Annotated in this window: 11 protein-coding genes; 6 read left to right on the top strand and 5 right to left on the bottom strand. The window is 49.9% G+C overall.

What is annotated here, in order from left to right; all coding sequences use genetic code 11:
- Positions 1–35: 35 nt before the first annotated feature.
- From ACG2F4_RS10390 to ACG2F4_RS10370, 5 genes are all read left to right on the top strand, one after another.
- Positions 36–3,650, top strand: a complete 3,615-nt coding sequence (locus ACG2F4_RS10390) for a vitamin B12-dependent ribonucleotide reductase (RefSeq protein WP_395260476.1) — start codon at positions 36–38, stop codon at positions 3,648–3,650.
- A gap of 152 nt (positions 3,651–3,802) precedes the next feature.
- Complete coding sequence (locus ACG2F4_RS10385; protein ID WP_395260473.1) at positions 3,803–4,753, top strand: NADP-dependent oxidoreductase; 951 nt, start codon at positions 3,803–3,805, stop codon at positions 4,751–4,753.
- A gap of 461 nt (positions 4,754–5,214) precedes the next feature.
- A complete protein-coding gene (locus ACG2F4_RS10380; RefSeq protein WP_395260471.1) occupies positions 5,215–5,634 on the top strand; it encodes a hypothetical protein in 420 nt (139 codons plus the stop codon).
- Between the two features lie 583 nt (positions 5,635–6,217).
- Positions 6,218–6,928, top strand: a complete 711-nt coding sequence (locus ACG2F4_RS10375; RefSeq protein ID WP_395260469.1) for a PIG-L deacetylase family protein — start codon at positions 6,218–6,220, stop codon at positions 6,926–6,928.
- A gap of 23 nt (positions 6,929–6,951) precedes the next feature.
- Positions 6,952–8,034: an AI-2E family transporter gene (locus tag ACG2F4_RS10370; RefSeq protein ID WP_395260466.1), complete on the top strand. Its 1,083-nt coding sequence runs from the start codon at positions 6,952–6,954 to the stop codon at positions 8,032–8,034.
- Positions 8,035–8,154: 120 nt separating this feature from the next.
- On the opposite strand, the gene ACG2F4_RS10365 is transcribed toward ACG2F4_RS10370, so the two are convergent.
- The gene (locus ACG2F4_RS10365; protein ID WP_395260463.1) at positions 8,155–9,327 is read right to left on the bottom strand and encodes a lycopene cyclase family protein; all 1,173 of its coding nucleotides are present in this window, start codon (positions 9,325–9,327) and stop codon (positions 8,155–8,157) included.
- A 281-nt stretch (positions 9,328–9,608) separates the two neighbouring features.
- Complete coding sequence (locus ACG2F4_RS10360; RefSeq protein WP_395260460.1) at positions 9,609–10,076, bottom strand: TspO/MBR family protein; 468 nt, start codon at positions 10,074–10,076, stop codon at positions 9,609–9,611.
- A gap of 391 nt (positions 10,077–10,467) precedes the next feature.
- Between ACG2F4_RS10360 and ACG2F4_RS10355 the strand changes: the two genes are divergently transcribed.
- On the top strand, positions 10,468–11,232 hold the full coding sequence (locus tag ACG2F4_RS10355; protein WP_395260458.1) for a creatininase family protein: 765 nt from the start codon (positions 10,468–10,470) through the stop codon (positions 11,230–11,232).
- Between the two features lie 64 nt (positions 11,233–11,296).
- Here ACG2F4_RS10355 and ACG2F4_RS10350 read toward each other — a convergent pair whose 3' ends face one another.
- The 3 genes from ACG2F4_RS10350 to moaA form a co-directional block, all read right to left on the bottom strand.
- Complete coding sequence (locus tag ACG2F4_RS10350) at positions 11,297–13,633, bottom strand: M20/M25/M40 family metallo-hydrolase (RefSeq protein WP_395260455.1); 2,337 nt, start codon at positions 13,631–13,633, stop codon at positions 11,297–11,299.
- Positions 13,634–13,722: 89 nt separating this feature from the next.
- Positions 13,723–14,562 carry a uroporphyrinogen-III synthase gene (locus ACG2F4_RS10345; protein WP_395260453.1) on the bottom strand — a complete coding sequence of 280 codons (840 nt, stop codon included), beginning with the start codon at positions 14,560–14,562 and terminating at the stop codon, positions 13,723–13,725.
- 241 nt (positions 14,563–14,803) lie between these two features.
- Positions 14,804–15,811, bottom strand: a complete 1,008-nt coding sequence (gene moaA / locus ACG2F4_RS10340) for a GTP 3',8-cyclase MoaA (protein WP_395260451.1) — start codon at positions 15,809–15,811, stop codon at positions 14,804–14,806.
- Positions 15,812–15,853 lie beyond the last annotated feature (42 nt).

Below are 15,853 nucleotides of genomic sequence, written 5' to 3'. Positions count from 1 at the left end.
CTCTCTCAAATAAAAAGTATACACTAGGAGACACTATGAAATTTACTCGGTTTTACACCCAGGACAACTGGGACTCCCCATTTGGAGACCTTACGTTTGTGTCCCGAAAGTCGGAGATAAAGAACCCCGACGGATCGGTAGTATTCAATATGGACGAAGTAATCGTACCAAAGCCCTGGTCGCAGGTATCAACGGATATCATTGCCCAGAAATACTTCCGTAAAGCAGGCGTGCCGGCTGAAGTCAAGAAGGTTGCTGAAAAAGGCGTACCAGAGTGGCTGCAGCGGTCCAAGCCGGATGAGAAGGCGATGAAGGATCTCGATGAAGATGAGAGATACGGCAGCGAGCACGACAGCCGACAGGTATTTCACCGCCTTGCCGGCTGCTGGACCTACTGGGGCTGGAAGCATGATTACTTTGACTCTGAGGAAGACGCAAAAATCTTCTACGAAGAGCTCTGCTACATGCTGGCTCACCAGATGGCCGCCCCGAACAGTCCGCAGTGGTTTAACACCGGCCTGCACTGGGCGTACGGAATCAACGGGCCGGCGCAGGGACACTACTATGTAGATGGCAAAACCGGGGAGCTGAAACAGTCGGAGGATGCCTATACCCACCCGCAACCGCATGCCTGCTTTATCCAAAGCATCGATGACAACCTGGTGAACGAGGGTGGAATCATGGATCTTTGGGTGCGCGAGGCACGGTTGTTTAAATACGGATCCGGAACCGGGTCGAACTTTTCGGCTATCCGCGGAGAGGGAGAACCGCTGAGCGGGGGAGGCAGATCATCCGGACTGATGAGTTTTCTCAAAATCGGCGACAAGGCGGCCGGCGCAATTAAGTCCGGTGGCACGACCCGGCGTGCAGCCAAGATGGTGACGCTGGACCTGGATCACCCGGATATAGAAGAGTATGTCAACTGGAAGATGCATGAGGAGAAGAAGGTTGCCTCTATTGTGGCGGGTTCCAAAATTCTGGAGAAGCACCTGCGAAAAATTATAAAGCTGTGCCATAAGCCTGTCGAGATCGATGGCCGCACCTTTAACGGGGAAGCCAGCCGCGATCCCTTGAAAAACAAGGAACTTGGCAAGGCGATCAAGGAGGCCAAAAGTGATTATGTGCCGCTGAATTATATAGAACGGGTTGTCCAGCTTGCCGAGCAGGGCTATACCGACCTTGAATTTGAAACCTACAACACCGACTGGGATTCCGAGGCCTACGGAACGGTAAGCGGGCAAAATTCCAACAACTCAGTTCGCATGCCCAACGACTTCATGAAGGCGGTCAAAGAGGATGACGACTGGAACCTGTACTGGAGAACCGAAAAGCGGAACGCTGAAAAAGAGGGACGGGAGCCCGAACCCTCCAAAACGATTCGCGCCCGAGACCTGTGGGATGATATCGCCCATGCGGCCTGGGCCTGTGCCGATCCCGGAGCCCAGTACCACGATACGATCAACGAGTGGCATACCTGTCCTGAAGATGGACCGATCAAGGCCAGCAACCCGTGTTCAGAATATATGTTCCTGGACAACACGGCGTGTAACCTGGCATCACTCAACCTGATGAAGTATTTCAAAACGGAGGAATGTAAAGAGTTTGATGTGGAGTCGATTAAAAACGCCTCCCGCATCTGGACCGTCGTGCTGGAGATTTCGGTACTGATGGCTCAATTCCCCTCCAAAGAGATAGCGGATCTCTCCTACATTTACCGGACGCTGGGACTCGGGTACGCCAACCTCGGCGCGGCCCTGATGGTACAGGGAGTACCGTACGACAGCGACGAGGGATGCGCTATTGCCGGTGCCCTGACCTCCATGATACACATGGGCGCGTATGCAACCAGCGCCGAGATGGCGAAAGAACTGGGCACATTTGAAGCGTATGAACGCAATGAAGAGGATATGCAGAGGGTGCTCCGCAATCATCGGCGGGCGGCCTACAATGTCGATCCCGATAAGTATGAAGGGCTCACCGTCAAACCGATGGGGATTGACGCCAGCACCTGTCCCGATTACCTGCTAAAAGCCGCCCGTGCGGAATCGGATCGCGCAGTTGAGATGGGAGAAAAGCACGGGTTCCGTAACGCCCAGGTAACCGTTATTGCCCCTACCGGAACCATCGGTCTGGTTATGGACTGCGATACCACCGGCATCGAACCCGATTTTGCTCTGGTCAAGTTTAAGAAGCTGGCCGGCGGCGGTTATTTCAAGATTATCAACCAGAGTGTGCCGAAAGCGCTCAAGAAGCTGGGATACAGTGCCGGCGAGATTGATGATATTATCAATTATGCCAAGGGCCACGGTACATTGGAGGAGTGCCCGCATATAAATGAAGAGAGCCTGCGCGAGAAGGGGTTTGACGACGATCAGCTGGAAGCGATCGAGGAGGCCCTGCCCAGCAGTTTTGATATCAAGTTTGCCTTTAACCAGTGGACGCTGGGCGAGGATTTCTGCAAGGAGGTGCTGGACCTGACGGAAGAGCAGCTGGCCAATCCCCAGTTCGACATGTTGCGCCACCTGGGGTACAGCAAGGAGCAGATCCAGAAGGCAAATGACTATGTATGCGGAACGATGACCGTCGAGGGAGCTCCACACCTGAAAGATGAGCACCTGCCGGTATTTGATTGTGCCAACCGCTGTGGACGCATCGGAACACGCTATATCAAACCCAAGGGACATATTCGCATGATGGCGGCAGCCCAGCCGTTTATCTCAGGCGCAATTTCAAAGACCATCAACCTGCCGAACGAGGCAACAGTTGACGATTTCAAGGATGCGTATATGGATTCCTGGGAGCTGATGCTCAAGGCCAACGCACTGTACCGCGACGGCTCCAAACTCAGTCAACCGCTCAACAGCCTGAGTGACGTGTTTGACGAGCTGGAAGATGACGAGGAGCTCGATGAAGAGACAGCCGTTGCCCAGGATGAGGTAGTCAAAACGGCCGAGAAGATCATCCACAAGTACGTGGCCAGCCGTAAGCGGCTTCCGAACCGGCGCAACGGGTATACCCAGAAAGTGAAGATCGGCGGGCAAAGCGTTTACCTGCGCACCGGCGAATACGAAAACGGGCAAATCGGTGAGATTTTTATCGACATGCACCGAGAAGGCGCCGCCTTCCGCAGCCTGATGAACTGTTTTGCCATCGCAATTTCGCTGGGCCTGCAGCACGGGGTACCGCTGGAAGAGTTTGTGGATGCCTTCACCTTCACCAAGTTTGAACCCAGCGGCACAGTGCAGGGAAATCCGCATATCAAGATGACCACGTCGGTAATCGACTACATCTTCCGTGAGCTCGCGGTTACCTACCTGGGGCGTGATGACCTGGCCCATGTACCTGCCGAGGAGATTCTTACCCGCAAACTACGTCCTTCTGAGAAAAAGCAGGAACAGGACGCAGACCCGACCAAACGCCCCCAGATGAGACAGAACCCGGAACCGAAAACGGAGCCGGTCGCTGGTGGAGCTCCCTCAACACAGCAGGCTCCGGAGGAAGCCGAGGGAGATTACGAAAGCGACTATGAACGGGCCAAGCAGCTCGGCTATACCGGCGATTCCTGTCCTGAATGCGGGAGCATGACGATGATCCGCAACGGAACCTGCCAGAAATGCATCACTTGTGGGGCGACCACGGGTTGCTCCTGATAAATAAGTGAGTGATTCTGCATAACATATTAAAAGCCTGCCGGGAAATATTTCGGCAGGCTTTTTGTTAATTAAAAGTGTAATCGATTACAGCTGGAGCTGTTAAAACGAGTTATCGAAATCAGAAAGCAGTTTATGAAACAGATTCCATTATGGCAGAGAAAATGAAAGCAGCGGTATTTCACAAATTCGGAAATCTGGAAAATGTGACGGTTGAGGAGGTCGATATCCCCGAAGCGGGAGAAGGAGAGGTGCTTGTTCGGGTGGAAGCGGCAGGCGTAAACCCGGTGGATGCCAAAATTGTGCAGGGATACCTCAAGAATGCGCTGCCCCATGAGTTTCCGGTGGTTTCCGGTTGGGATTTTGCCGGTGTAGTTGAGGAAAGGGGATTTAGTGCACGAAGATTTGAACCCGGGGACAAGGTTTATGGCTACGCCCGGCGCCCGGTGGTGCAATGGGGTACGTTTGCTGAACACCTGGTAATACCGGAGAGTTATCTCGCGCATCGTCCCGGGAATATCCCGGTGGAGCAGGCGGCCGGGATACCCCTGGTTGGACTCACCGCATACCAATCCCTTTATGATGCGGGCGACATTCAGGAAGAGGAAAAAGTTCTGATCCTGGGAGCGTCAGGTGGCGTGGGCAGTATGGGGATTCAACTGGCCAAAGAGCAAAGTGCGCATGTCATTGGCGTCGCCAGCGAAAAAAATCACGCGTACATGAAGAAACTCGGGGCCGATGAAGCCGTGGATTACAGGGGCAGCGATATAGGGAAAGCTGTACAGGAGATCCACAAAGAGGGCGTAGATCTGATTTTTGATTGTGCCGGTGGAGAAACATTGCAACAAAGTTTGAAGGCGCTAAAACCGGGAGGACGACTTGTCTCAATACGGGACAGGGGAGCGGATCTGGATTCAAACATCAGGCACAAATATGTGTTTGTAGAACCGAATTCAAGTGAGCTGCAGCATCTGCGTGAGCTGGTCGAATCCGGTAGAATTGGACTGCCGGTCAGCGGAGTGTTTGAGCTCGCTGAAGTTGTCGAAGCCCTTGAAAAAGTTGTAACTCTTCACACAAAAGGGAAAATGGTTATAAAAATGTGAAAAATGATGCCTGTTTCGGGTGTTCACGCATTCGGGATTCTCATTAAATAATCGTTTTTAGTGGTTTGGAATGGACACTGGTTTCACTCCTGAACAAAATTTATCAGTCCTGATAAAAATGGAAGAATATGGGCTTGAATTGATGGCTATTGAACTGACCCATTAGCCACTTAATACATGTTAAAGAAATGTAATACGTTGGCACTGTTTGCACCAGTTTTGTGTTGGCATGAAGCAGCCTTGCAACCGATTTTTTTAAAAAATATCCATTTACAGGTCATAAAGGCCTATTTACGGGGGAGGAAATTTAAAAAAATAATTTTTGTTAATTATTCATAATGTATGTAAAATTAGTGGAGTTAAATTACAGCTGATAGACGGTTACCATACGGAAGGAAAAACTGCTGAATAATAGAAGGACATTAAGCTATTAAATATATAGCAAATCGGAGTTGAACTATATGAATTCACCATCAAATAACCTGGCCCGCATCAAATGTCAATCATACGATAGGCAGCGCATATATCCTTTGGCTAACCTGGTTGACATTATCCACACGCGACTGAATGAGATTAAGTCGGAAAGTTCGAAAGGTGCAGTAATTAATGAAATTATCGAGCGAACAGAAATCGTATCGATAAAAATTCATAACAGGTACCGATCTACGCTTTCGATAGAAGAGTTGAAGGACTATCAAAAAAATCTCTGGCAACAGCTTGAAGAGCTTGAACAGGCCGAGATCAAAGAGGGACGGAAGCCCCAGCTCGAGGATGAAAAACGGATGTTCTATTATCTGTTTAATTACATGGACAAAATTGCCAGTAGCCTGTTTCATTCCGACAAAGTCAGAAAGCTTATTGCCGCCCCCACAATGGCATAAACAGGATTATACTTTGAATAGTATATCCCCAGCAGGGGTGTTGTTGCCAGTTGCATTCCAAAATATCACGCTGCAGGTTTAAGTGGCATAGAGATATTGGGGATGTTCTTTTTGAATTTTAAGCTCTGAAAGTTTTCCAACCCGTTGTTCCAGCATCCTTCCTCGATGAAACCCTCTACTGCCTATCGATATACCTGGGATTATTCTTATGTCTATGCCAAAGAGATTGAAGGGGAATAATAGAGTGCTTTTCAAAATCCTCAATTCCTCGTTCTGAGGGAGTTGTACTCCCGTTTATAAGGTTGGTGGTACGACCACCTCCCAGCAAAATAGTAGATTCTGCAAAGGTCCCTAATAATTATAAATGCCACCATGCTGGGAGAGGAAAAATAAAATTTCAAGGGGTTTCTAAAAGACTCTTACATATTCCTGTCTGCAGATCCAACCTTCCTGGAAGGTGGATCTTTAATTTGTAATATAAGTTGTGTATTGTCAGTGGTAGTCCACAGAGTCTGCCATATGTTAAAGCCTCAACAGCCAGGATATGCGAGTTTACTCTGCATGCCTGTAAAACAAAATGATTATGAAAATTCTCTACATTTTTCCCCATCCGGACGATGAATCATTTGGCCCTGCCCCTGCAATTGCGGCCCAGCGCCGGCAGGGGCAGGAAGTTTACCTGCTTACCCTTACCAGGGGAGAAGCCACAAAGCAGCGTCACCGGCTGGGGGTAACCAAGCAGGAGATGGGCGACATCCGGTTCAGGGAGATGCAGTGCGTGGAAGAGGTGCTGGATTTAAACGGAATGACGGTATTGGACCTGCCGGACAGCGGCCTCAAAGCAATGAATCCGATTGAAATAGAAGAAGTCATTAAAGAGCATATCCACCGCATAAAACCTGATGTTGTGGTAACCTATGCCGTGCACGGCGTCAGCGGTTTTGAGGATCACCTTGTATCGCATGCTGTTGTCAAGCGTGTGTTTTGCGAGCTCCGGGCAGAAGGGGGGTCCTATCCCCGGCGGCTGGCCTTGTACACGCATTACAGCGAGGAGAAAGTGGAGAGCAAGTTTGACCTGAAGTCTTCTGCGTTGGAGGAGATCGATTGCTGGGTGGAGGCCGGAGAGGAAGATATGGAGAAATTCAGAGCCGCTCTAGACTGCTATGAAACCTATCAACAGGTAATTGAGGAGAGTGGTGTAAAGCAAGCTGTTACGGGGAGAGTTCCGTTCGAATTTTTTGGCGAGGAAATGGATCCAAAGGCAAACAGCCTTGCGGATGGTCTGGATAAATAAAACCGGGAGATCGTTTAGTTCACATGAAGAAAGAATACCCTTTTTGGTTTAAAAGTACGACCATACTGGTAGGACTCACACTGTTGTTTCTGATCCTGTCAAACGGCAAATTCATATTGATGCCGCTTGCCTTTTCCGCACTGTTGTCCATGCTGTTGGTACCGGTGGTGGGCTACCTGGAACGGTGGAAACTCGGGCGGGCCGGATCCATCGTTGTAGCCATGATATTGGTGGTTATTATGATTTTCGGGTTGCTCTCTCTTTTTAGCTGGCAGTTTGTGCAGTTTGCTGAGGAGCTGCCCCGGGTTACAGAGCGGCTGAGACAGATCAATGCCGATGTACTCGCGTTTTTAGACCGGCAACTCGGCATTGCCCCCGCTCAACAGACCGATTACCTGCAGCAGGCGCTCGACAAGCTGATTGAACAGAGCGGGCAGTATGTAACCGGACTGGTAAACACCACCACCAACCTGTTTACTACGCTGGGACTGATGCCGATCTTTATCTTTTTCATGTTGTACTACAAAGAGATGTACGAAACCTTTTTAAATAAAATAATTGAGCGCCGCAGCTCTTCCCAGGTAGAGTCTGTCGTAAACAAGGTTCAGGAGGTTACCCAGAACTACCTGGTGGGACTGATAACCGTGATCCTGATTCTGGCTGTATTGAATACAATCGGGTTGTTGATCGTTGGAATCGATCACGCTATCTTTTTTGGTGTTTTTGCTGCCTTCCTGGCTATTATTCCATATATCGGTATTATTATTGGCAGTCTCCCTCCGCTTCTGTATGCGATTTTCCTGACCAATTCCCTGCTGTATCCGTTGGGGGTCATTCTTGTGTTTGTAATGGTTCAATTCCTGGAAGGAAATTTCATTACGCCCAAAATAATCGGCTCGCGGGTCAGCATAAATCCATTTATTGCCATGATTGCGCTCATTATCGGAGGGCAGCTCTGGGGAATATCGGGAATGATCTTATTTGTTCCACTGGTAGGCATACTGCGCGTTGTCTTTGAAGAGATCCCGGCCCTGCGTCCCGTCGGTTACCTGTTGGGAAATCAGATTGACTACCGGGACAAGGAAAAACCGCAGAAAGAAACGTAAATTTTCCTGCAGGAACTACCGCTGCCGGGACTGGAAGCCTGGAGATAATAACACAGCAGCTCCTCGTTGGTGTTGGCAGCGGCTGTTGAAAACCCGTGGTTACTCTACTCCTTTACAAGTTTAAAATGAGAAAAGAGAACGCCTGGTTTTCCAGATTGCGCGGAGAAAAGGCCACCAGGGAACACTCTTCATAATCTTGAAATCTTCCCTCAAGTTTGATTCTTCACCCAAAAAGCAGAAAAGTTCATCAAGCGTATTGTTTTTAAACAGTTGCTGAAAAACATCCTGCGCTTCCCGTGGATGGTCGTGCAGAATTTGTAGCAGCCACAGGTCATAATTACGGTATCGGCGTGCTGAACGGGGAGCAGGAGCGGGTTTGCCATGTGTCACCAAACGGTCCACGATGGCACGGGAATGCTGCTGGATACGTCGGAAGGCATAGCCCGTGCTGGGCTTGGTTAATCCGGCATTGGCCCCGACGTTCAGAACCCGGGGCGCAAACCACGGGTCGTGAATGGCATCGTTCATTGGGATATTGCCATATTCAACCCGATCAATATTATAATTAAGACGTTTCAATCCATACCGGTTGTGGAGGTAGAGCTCCAGTTTTTTTTCGTACAGCGGGAGCTCCTCCGCTTCTTTTGAAAATATTGTATACTCCAGCAGTGCAGAAGTTGAACTCCACGGGAGGACGTACATAAATGCAAGTCCCTGCCGGTAGGTCTCGTCAAAATCCATTAAAACAAAGGAATCTGCGTCAAATATCTCCGTATTCACGGTTACTTCCCATCCCAAAAAATGTTGAACAAGGGGATAGCGCGGTTTTCGCTTCAGGGATGGTTTAAAGCAACTTTGAAAAATAAAATCAGCTTGAAAATGCCCCTTGTCGCAGGTTAGTCCGGCCCCGGTTTCCGTACCGGACAATTTACGGATCGGGGACTCCATTAGAGTGACGCGGGGGTGCTTTTGCAGTTCATCCAGAATGGATTTCCGGTAATGTCCACTGCGAATGGAGTAGTAAGGATATTGCCGAAGCTGTTGATGATAGTGGTCGCCATTGACAAAGATATCTGACTGGAGCCATTTTCTGTGGATGAGATGGGCAAACTGTGGCCGATTCTTTTCCCAGAAGCACCATGTTTTATCATTTTCGGGTGTCAGGTTTTGATCGACTACCAACAGCTTTTTTCCATCCAGTCCCTCCCGGACCATATGCCAGGCCAGGCTGAGGCCCGAAGATCCCGCTCCCGCGATAATGTAGTCGTATGTATTAGATGCTTGTGTCAACATAGTGCCTTGTTTGATTCCACAGAAAGCTCCATTGCGCGGACTGGCTGCTGAACCACAGGAGATCCATTATTAATCAAGAACAGAAATGGTGATCAGAAATACCAGTGCTATCTTGAGAAATTGGAATGGCAGGAGATTCTGAACAGGATTCCGGTTTTTCATAATTGCTGCAGGATATGACGAGCTTAACCGCAGCGTCGTTGCTTCTGCGGTCCCCGATGAACCAGCTACAGGCGGCCGGCGCGTGATCGCAGGAGTCGGGTTTTATTCTTATTCAAACATCAATTCAAACTCCAGATTGAAAAATTAAGCGCGGTCGCAAATCCGACCCAGAGAAGATATGGAGTCAGCAGCCATGCGGCGAGCCGGTCATGAACCTGGAAGGCCAGGAGCGTAAACAAGATGATAATCCAGAGAAGGATGATTTCAGCCAGGGCGGTTCCTGTCTGATGAAGACCGAAAAACAACCATGACCAGGCCCCGTTTAGGGCCAGCTGTATGAGAAAGAGCGTAAGGGCGTCTCTGGCTTCTGAAAAACCCGACTTTTCCCAAACCAGCCAGGCAGATAGGCCCATCAAAAAGTATAATATGGGCCACACGACGGGGAAAATCCAGTTGGGAGGGGTCCAATCCGGCTTTGCCAGGTTTTCGTACCACACGCCCGGTTCAAAAAGGGCGCCAATTGCTCCCGCACCGAAACAAAGCAGCAGCCATATTGCAAGACCGATATATTTTTTTGATCGTCTCATAAGATGAAATTACATCATAACAGTTAAAAACATTCCTTATGAAAGATTTAACCCGGATTATTCACAAAATAGTAAAAATAAGATGTTAAGCCTTTGATATTATTTGATATATAAAAATTATCTGCAGCTCAAATTTGGATGCAGTTGAAACGGGATGCTAATTTTTCGGCGAGGCATGAAAGAATATCTCTGCCACCGGAGGGACTGCCAAGATTTTTAAACCACTGTTGAGGAACTCCTTTCGAACATTTCCATCGATCAGTTTTTAATACCTTTGGAAAAGGTGAGCACATGTTTTTATCAGTCTGCTGTTTGTCCGGGGTACTTTCATTTGTCGGGAAGATCATGTAAGATCGGGGGGACAGAAAAAAGAATTAAAATCGGGAGGATTATGCGTCCGTATATTTTGGGTGAAAGTAACTGGAAAACGATAAAGGATCAGCCGGTAGAGCTTGCGGTGTTGCCGTGGGGAGCTACAGAGGCACATAACTATCATCTGCCGTATGCCACGGATATCATAGAAGCCGACCGGATTGCGGCTGAGTCGGCCCGCCTTGCATGGGAAGAGGGGGCAAAAATCATGGTTTTGCCCACCATTCCCTTTGGCGTGAATACCGGGCAGACCGATATCAAGCTGGATATCAATTTACACCCCAGCACACAGGCGGCTGTGCTGCATGATGTGATTGAAGTGTTGGATCGCCAGGGGATCCGAAAGCTGCTGGTGCTGAACAGCCACGGCGGCAATAATTTCAAGCCGCTGCTGCGCGAACTCGGGGTGCAGTTCCCGGGAATGTTTCTGACGTTTTGCAACTGGTTTCAGTCACTCGACAAATCGAAGTATTTTACCCGCCCCGATGGTGATCATGCCGATGAGATGGAGACCAGCCTGATGATCTATTTCACACCAGAACTGGTCCGCCCGCTGGAGGAGGCCGGAACCGGAAATGCGAAAAAATACAAAATAAACGCCCTGAATGAGAACTGGGCCTGGGCCGAGCGCCGGTGGTCTGAAGTCACCGAAGATACGGGTGTGGGCAATCCCCGGGCAGCTACTGCCGGGAAAGGGGAAAAATATTTTAAAGCGGTAACCCAAAAGGTGAGCCGGCTTTTTATTGACCTGGCCGCTGCCGATATTGATGATCTTTACGAGTAGCTGATCCCTGTTTTTGGGAGGAGTGGAGGCCGCGGAGAATCGGTTCTCTTTCGGGTACGCTCAGCTACAACTCCTGAAGATGAACTGTTTTTGTCCACGCGGTACCGTTGGAAAATCCCACCGGTTTGGGCATCATGTGTGGTGCGCGGGGCCGGTAGTGTTGCATGAGCACTTCTGGCAATTGCAGATGATAGGAGCTGATTCTTATTTCCAGCTCGTTGGTTTTGTCGGGTAAAATAATGTAGAGGGGATCAGACGGCGGCAGATCCCCATAGTAGGTAAACTCATTGGAGCTAATCGTCTGGGTGTAGCTGGATACAGATCCATCTGCCGGAGCGCCTTTCTCCAGCGTGACAGTGTAATCTGAGGGCGTTCCCAAAAAGGTGAATGAGGTTGCGGTAGCCGGATGTGTATGGGTGACCTGTAGAATTGTTGAGTGGGTGGAGTCATTTGCCCGGGACTCAAGGCGTTTTATGTTGGGAGCATCGATAGCCAGGGGAGGAGCTGGAGCATACAGCACACGACTGGCACTGACGAGACCGAAGGAAGTGAATAAGGAATCTTCAGGATGGACACCCAGAAACTCTGAAGTCCACCCACCCACGGTGTGGTCGGCTGAGAGCCAGTAGCTGTTCCCGGTATCAAGATTACTGGCATGGATGAGGCTATTCTGCTTTTTTTGGAACTTTGAGTAATCGGAATTTAGAGCAGCTCCTGTAAAGCAGATGAGAGCGAGTGATGCAAAAGCAGTAAAAAAGAGGCGCGGGGCTGTGTAAATAAGATGGTTGAGCAGCGGGAACAGCAAACCTGTCATAAGACCTGTCAGCAGGATACTGATCCACAGGAACTGGGTCGTCAAGGCCGCCTGTATGAATTTGACATAGAATGGGAGCAGAAACAGGGTCATAAATTGGCTGGCCATTAAAATTGCAGCAGATCCCCAGCGTATCTCCGTTCGCTTTAAGTCGCGTGCGACGATTACAGATCCCGTCAGCCCGAACAGGATCGGCCAGAGCAGAAGGTAGCTGGCCGCTGGGAGCAAAACAGTTAATGCAATTAATAAGGTAAGTAGGGTTAAGTATATGGATGACAAAAGGTTATATATGTTTATCTTATGTTTAATCCACCTGCAGGGATAGAGAACGATGAGGAGACTCAGCGAAATAAAAAACCATAAATACCAGCTGTGAGCGTATGTTTCTCCATGCTGTAGCCATTGAAATTGTGGAAAGATATATTGCCGTATAAGTTCCCAGGCCAGCCAGGTGATCAATCCGGAACTGAGGAGGATGACCAGATATCCAATGAGGCCGTAAAGGACTCTCGTTGCTGAAATCCATCCTCTCTGGTACCCCCTGATGATTCCGAATAAAAATAGAAGCACCGTAATTCCGGTCAAAAAACAGGACCAGTTTTCCGGGTAATAGGCCAGTCCTCCCAGCGGGTGATTGAAATAAACCAGGTCAGAAGAAGAGGCCAGGTCGAAATGTTGAGAACCAAATCCCCGAATATTGCCAAGCAGGTTTTCGCCCTGGTGCTGGAGGGTTGCGGCCGACAGGTTATCCGGATGATCCTGCATGGTGTGATAATTCAGGAAGTCCTGGATAAAAGCGAAGTTTAGTCCCTGCACGCCATGCGGTTTAAAGACCGAAAAGTCGGTGTCGTTCGGCAGGATTTTATAGATGTTATATGTAAGTGAATTACCCACCGGGTGAGGGCTGAAATCGGCAAACAGGGGAATAAGATTAGCATTCCCGGTGTTGGTTTCAAACATGACGGCAGGCCCGCTGCTGCCCCGCGCTTCAAAATTGAGAATAAGATCGATCTCTTTGAGCAGGGGATTGGAACGGGCAAACTGCCGGGCGCCCAGCAAGCCAAGCTCTTCGCCATCGGTCAGCAAAATCAGCACGTCATTTTTCAGAGGGGGACCGGCTTTGAGGGCCCGCATCGCTTCAAGGATGGCGGCCACCCCGGAGGCGTCATCGGCCGCACCAGGGGTATAGGGGGCGGAATCGTAGTGTGCCATCAGCATGATGGTTTGTTCCGGGTTTGTGCCTTTGAGACGGGCCGCGATGTTGTGGATTTCTGCAACCCGGGTACCCCGCAATTGGGAGCTGGCGAGCCCCTTGTGAACCCGCGGATTTAATCCCAGGATGTCGAGCTCTTCCAAGATATACCGCCGGACGGTATCGTGCTCGGGGGCGCCCGGCACATGGGACTTTTGGGCGATCGATTCGACGTGGCTGAAAGCTCGTTCTGCCGAAAAAACCGTTTCGGGGGCATCGGCGGGCTTTGGGGTAGGAGGGGAGATCAAATAGAGTCCCCACCAGACCGATCCGATAATAAACAAGACGATTACCACCCGTTGGAGTGAGAAGTTGATCCTTTTTTTCTCCCCCATTGTATTGTTTTTGTCATTTCGGATTGAACGATTAAAGGCAGGGCTGCTATACCCTGAAAGATTTCACGAAATGCTGATAGCGTAGCCGATCAGTTCATCCTTTTGGGCAGCTCCTCGGCGATCTCATTGATAAAGATAGCCAGCTTGGGGCGAGAGGGCTCAAAGTCGGGCTCAATGCCGTGCGATCTCAATCCCCCGGAGCATACCGGTCCGATAGAGGCGACGAAGACATGTTCCAGGGCCTCACGCAGTTTCTCTTTGGAAGCTACCGTATCCGCCACTTTCATGACATGGGTCACTTGGGTCTTGCTGGTAAACAGAACGACATCTGCTTTCCCGTCGAGTATGGCGCGAATTCCCTCTTTCAGCGGCTCCAGGTCGTCGGGCAGCGCCCAGCGGTAGATTGAGGTCTGCAGCAGCTTGGCTCCACGCTTTTTCAGCTCCTCATTCAGCTCTTCGTTGGGCTCCCCATACTCCTGGATGGCAACCGTTTTCCCGCCCAGATCAGCTGTTTGTTCATTACTGTCGAGCGCTTCCAGGAGCTCCTTCCAGGTGTTGGGTTCCGGTACCTTTATATCAATCGGGATCTTGAGTTTTCTAAGAACTTTTGCCGGCTTGGGTCCCCGGGAAAGAACGATAATACCGGAAAGGGCCTCGTGGATTTTTTCCCAGTCGTATTTGGTTTTCATGGTCTTGACAAGCATGTCCGTTCCTACCCCCGTCATGCAGAGCAGGATGTCGACTTCACCCGCAAATAACTGTTCTGCAAAGGTAAAAACAGCGGTATGATTTTCCAGTGGTACCTCTTGCATGGAGGGCGCTGAAATAGGGTGGGCGCCCTGGCGCTGCAGTAATTTTGCCGTGGTGTCGGCCCGGCGGCTTTCAAATGCCAGGGCTGTGAAATTGGTGAGTGGTTCAGATGAAGTCATAGCGAGCCCCTTTTATTTTTGGATTAAAATTCGATGAAACGAAAAGTAACTTATTTCAGGCAACGACTACAAATGTGCGGAAGGGGGACTTTTCCCGGATATACTCCACAGATCGATCTATATTGTTGAGTTCGTTGGAATCGGGAGCACCCACGGGCGCAATATCCAGGTTTTCAGCACCTTGTTGAAAATATGCGAGATGTACCCAGGCAGAAAGTTGTTGGCAGCCGTTTTCATCCTTCTATCCACCGATTAGCGACATCGATTCACGGATGGGATTATGATTTTCTTTCCTGCGTTGCTCCGCCTCAAAACCATCCTTCGCCCGGTTTGCAAAAGTATGCCGGAAGAGCTTGATGATTTCCGCATCAGTGGCCCCGTCACGGATAAATTTTTTGATACTGAGCACGCCGCTGTCATACAAACAGGTTTTCAGCGTTCCCTGGGCATCAATTCTTATTCGGTTGCAGGTGCCGCAGAACGTGCGGCTAAAGGCGGCGATGATACCCAGCTTCCCCCGGTAACCCGGTACCTTGTAATTGGTGGAAGTGGAATGGGGACCGGCTTGCATCTGCTCCAGATCGGGGTAATAATCTTTTAGGTGGTCAAGAATTTTATCATGTGTCCAGGTTAACACTGAGTCATTTCCGCCTTCCCCGTTGAACGGCATCTCCTCGATAAAGCGAACAGATACCGCGTAGTCGCGTGTCAACTCGGCCAGGGGGATGATATCTTCGGTGTTCTGATTCTCCATCACCACGGCGTTGATCTTGAACGGGATCGAGCTTTCGGTCAGCAGGTGAAACGTTTCCATCACCTTCTTAAACTGGTCGCGTCGCGTAATCTCTTCAAACCGTTTCCGGTCCAGGCTGTCCAGGCTGAGGTTGATGGAGCTGATACCAAGCTCCTCCAGTGTTGGGATGTGGGGCGCCAGCAGCGTTCCGTTGGTGGTCAGTGCAATCTTTTCGAGTCCCTCCAGCCGGCTGATCTGCTCCAGGAAGTCGATCAGATCATTTCGGACAAAAGGCTCGCCCCCCGTGATACGCACTTTCGATATGCCCAAATCGACAAGGATCCTGACAATGCGTTCCAGCTCCTCATAACTAAGGATCTCCTCTCTCGGCAGGAAATTGATGCCTGCAGCCGGCATGCAGTATTTGCACCGCAGGTTGCACCGGTCGGTCACAGAGAGGCGCAGGTAGGTGATGGGCCGGCCGTGGTTGTCGTAAATGGGAGCTTCATTATCCATATTCTGGCATCACTTTATAAATACATTGATCGAAATGAGCTC

Origin of the sequence: Halalkalibaculum sp. DA3122 (assembly GCF_043951865.1) — a bacterium.
In the GTDB taxonomy this organism is placed as follows: domain Bacteria; phylum Bacteroidota; class Rhodothermia; order Balneolales; family Balneolaceae; genus JAMQKA01.
This window is presented reverse-complemented; position numbering and strand designations above follow the sequence as displayed.

Bases quoted from the DNA above. Each gene is read 5' to 3' on its own strand.
- ACG2F4_RS10390 (WP_395260476.1), top strand. From the start codon at position 36: ATGAAATTTACTCGGTTTTACACCCAGGACAACTGGGACTCCCCATTT.
- ACG2F4_RS10385 (WP_395260473.1), top strand. From the start codon at position 3,803: ATGGCAGAGAAAATGAAAGCAGCGGTATTTCACAAATTCGGAAATCTG.
- ACG2F4_RS10380 (WP_395260471.1), top strand. From the start codon at position 5,215: ATGAATTCACCATCAAATAACCTGGCCCGCATCAAATGTCAATCATAC.
- ACG2F4_RS10375 (WP_395260469.1), top strand. From the start codon at position 6,218: ATGAAAATTCTCTACATTTTTCCCCATCCGGACGATGAATCATTTGGC.
- ACG2F4_RS10370 (WP_395260466.1), top strand. From the start codon at position 6,952: ATGAAGAAAGAATACCCTTTTTGGTTTAAAAGTACGACCATACTGGTA.
- ACG2F4_RS10365 (WP_395260463.1), bottom strand. From the start codon at position 9,327: ATGTTGACACAAGCATCTAATACATACGACTACATTATCGCGGGAGCG.
- ACG2F4_RS10360 (WP_395260460.1), bottom strand. From the start codon at position 10,076: ATGAGACGATCAAAAAAATATATCGGTCTTGCAATATGGCTGCTGCTT.
- ACG2F4_RS10355 (WP_395260458.1), top strand. From the start codon at position 10,468: ATGCGTCCGTATATTTTGGGTGAAAGTAACTGGAAAACGATAAAGGAT.
- ACG2F4_RS10350 (WP_395260455.1), bottom strand. From the start codon at position 13,633: ATGGGGGAGAAAAAAAGGATCAACTTCTCACTCCAACGGGTGGTAATC.
- ACG2F4_RS10345 (WP_395260453.1), bottom strand. From the start codon at position 14,562: ATGACTTCATCTGAACCACTCACCAATTTCACAGCCCTGGCATTTGAA.
- moaA (WP_395260451.1), bottom strand. From the start codon at position 15,811: ATGGATAATGAAGCTCCCATTTACGACAACCACGGCCGGCCCATCACC.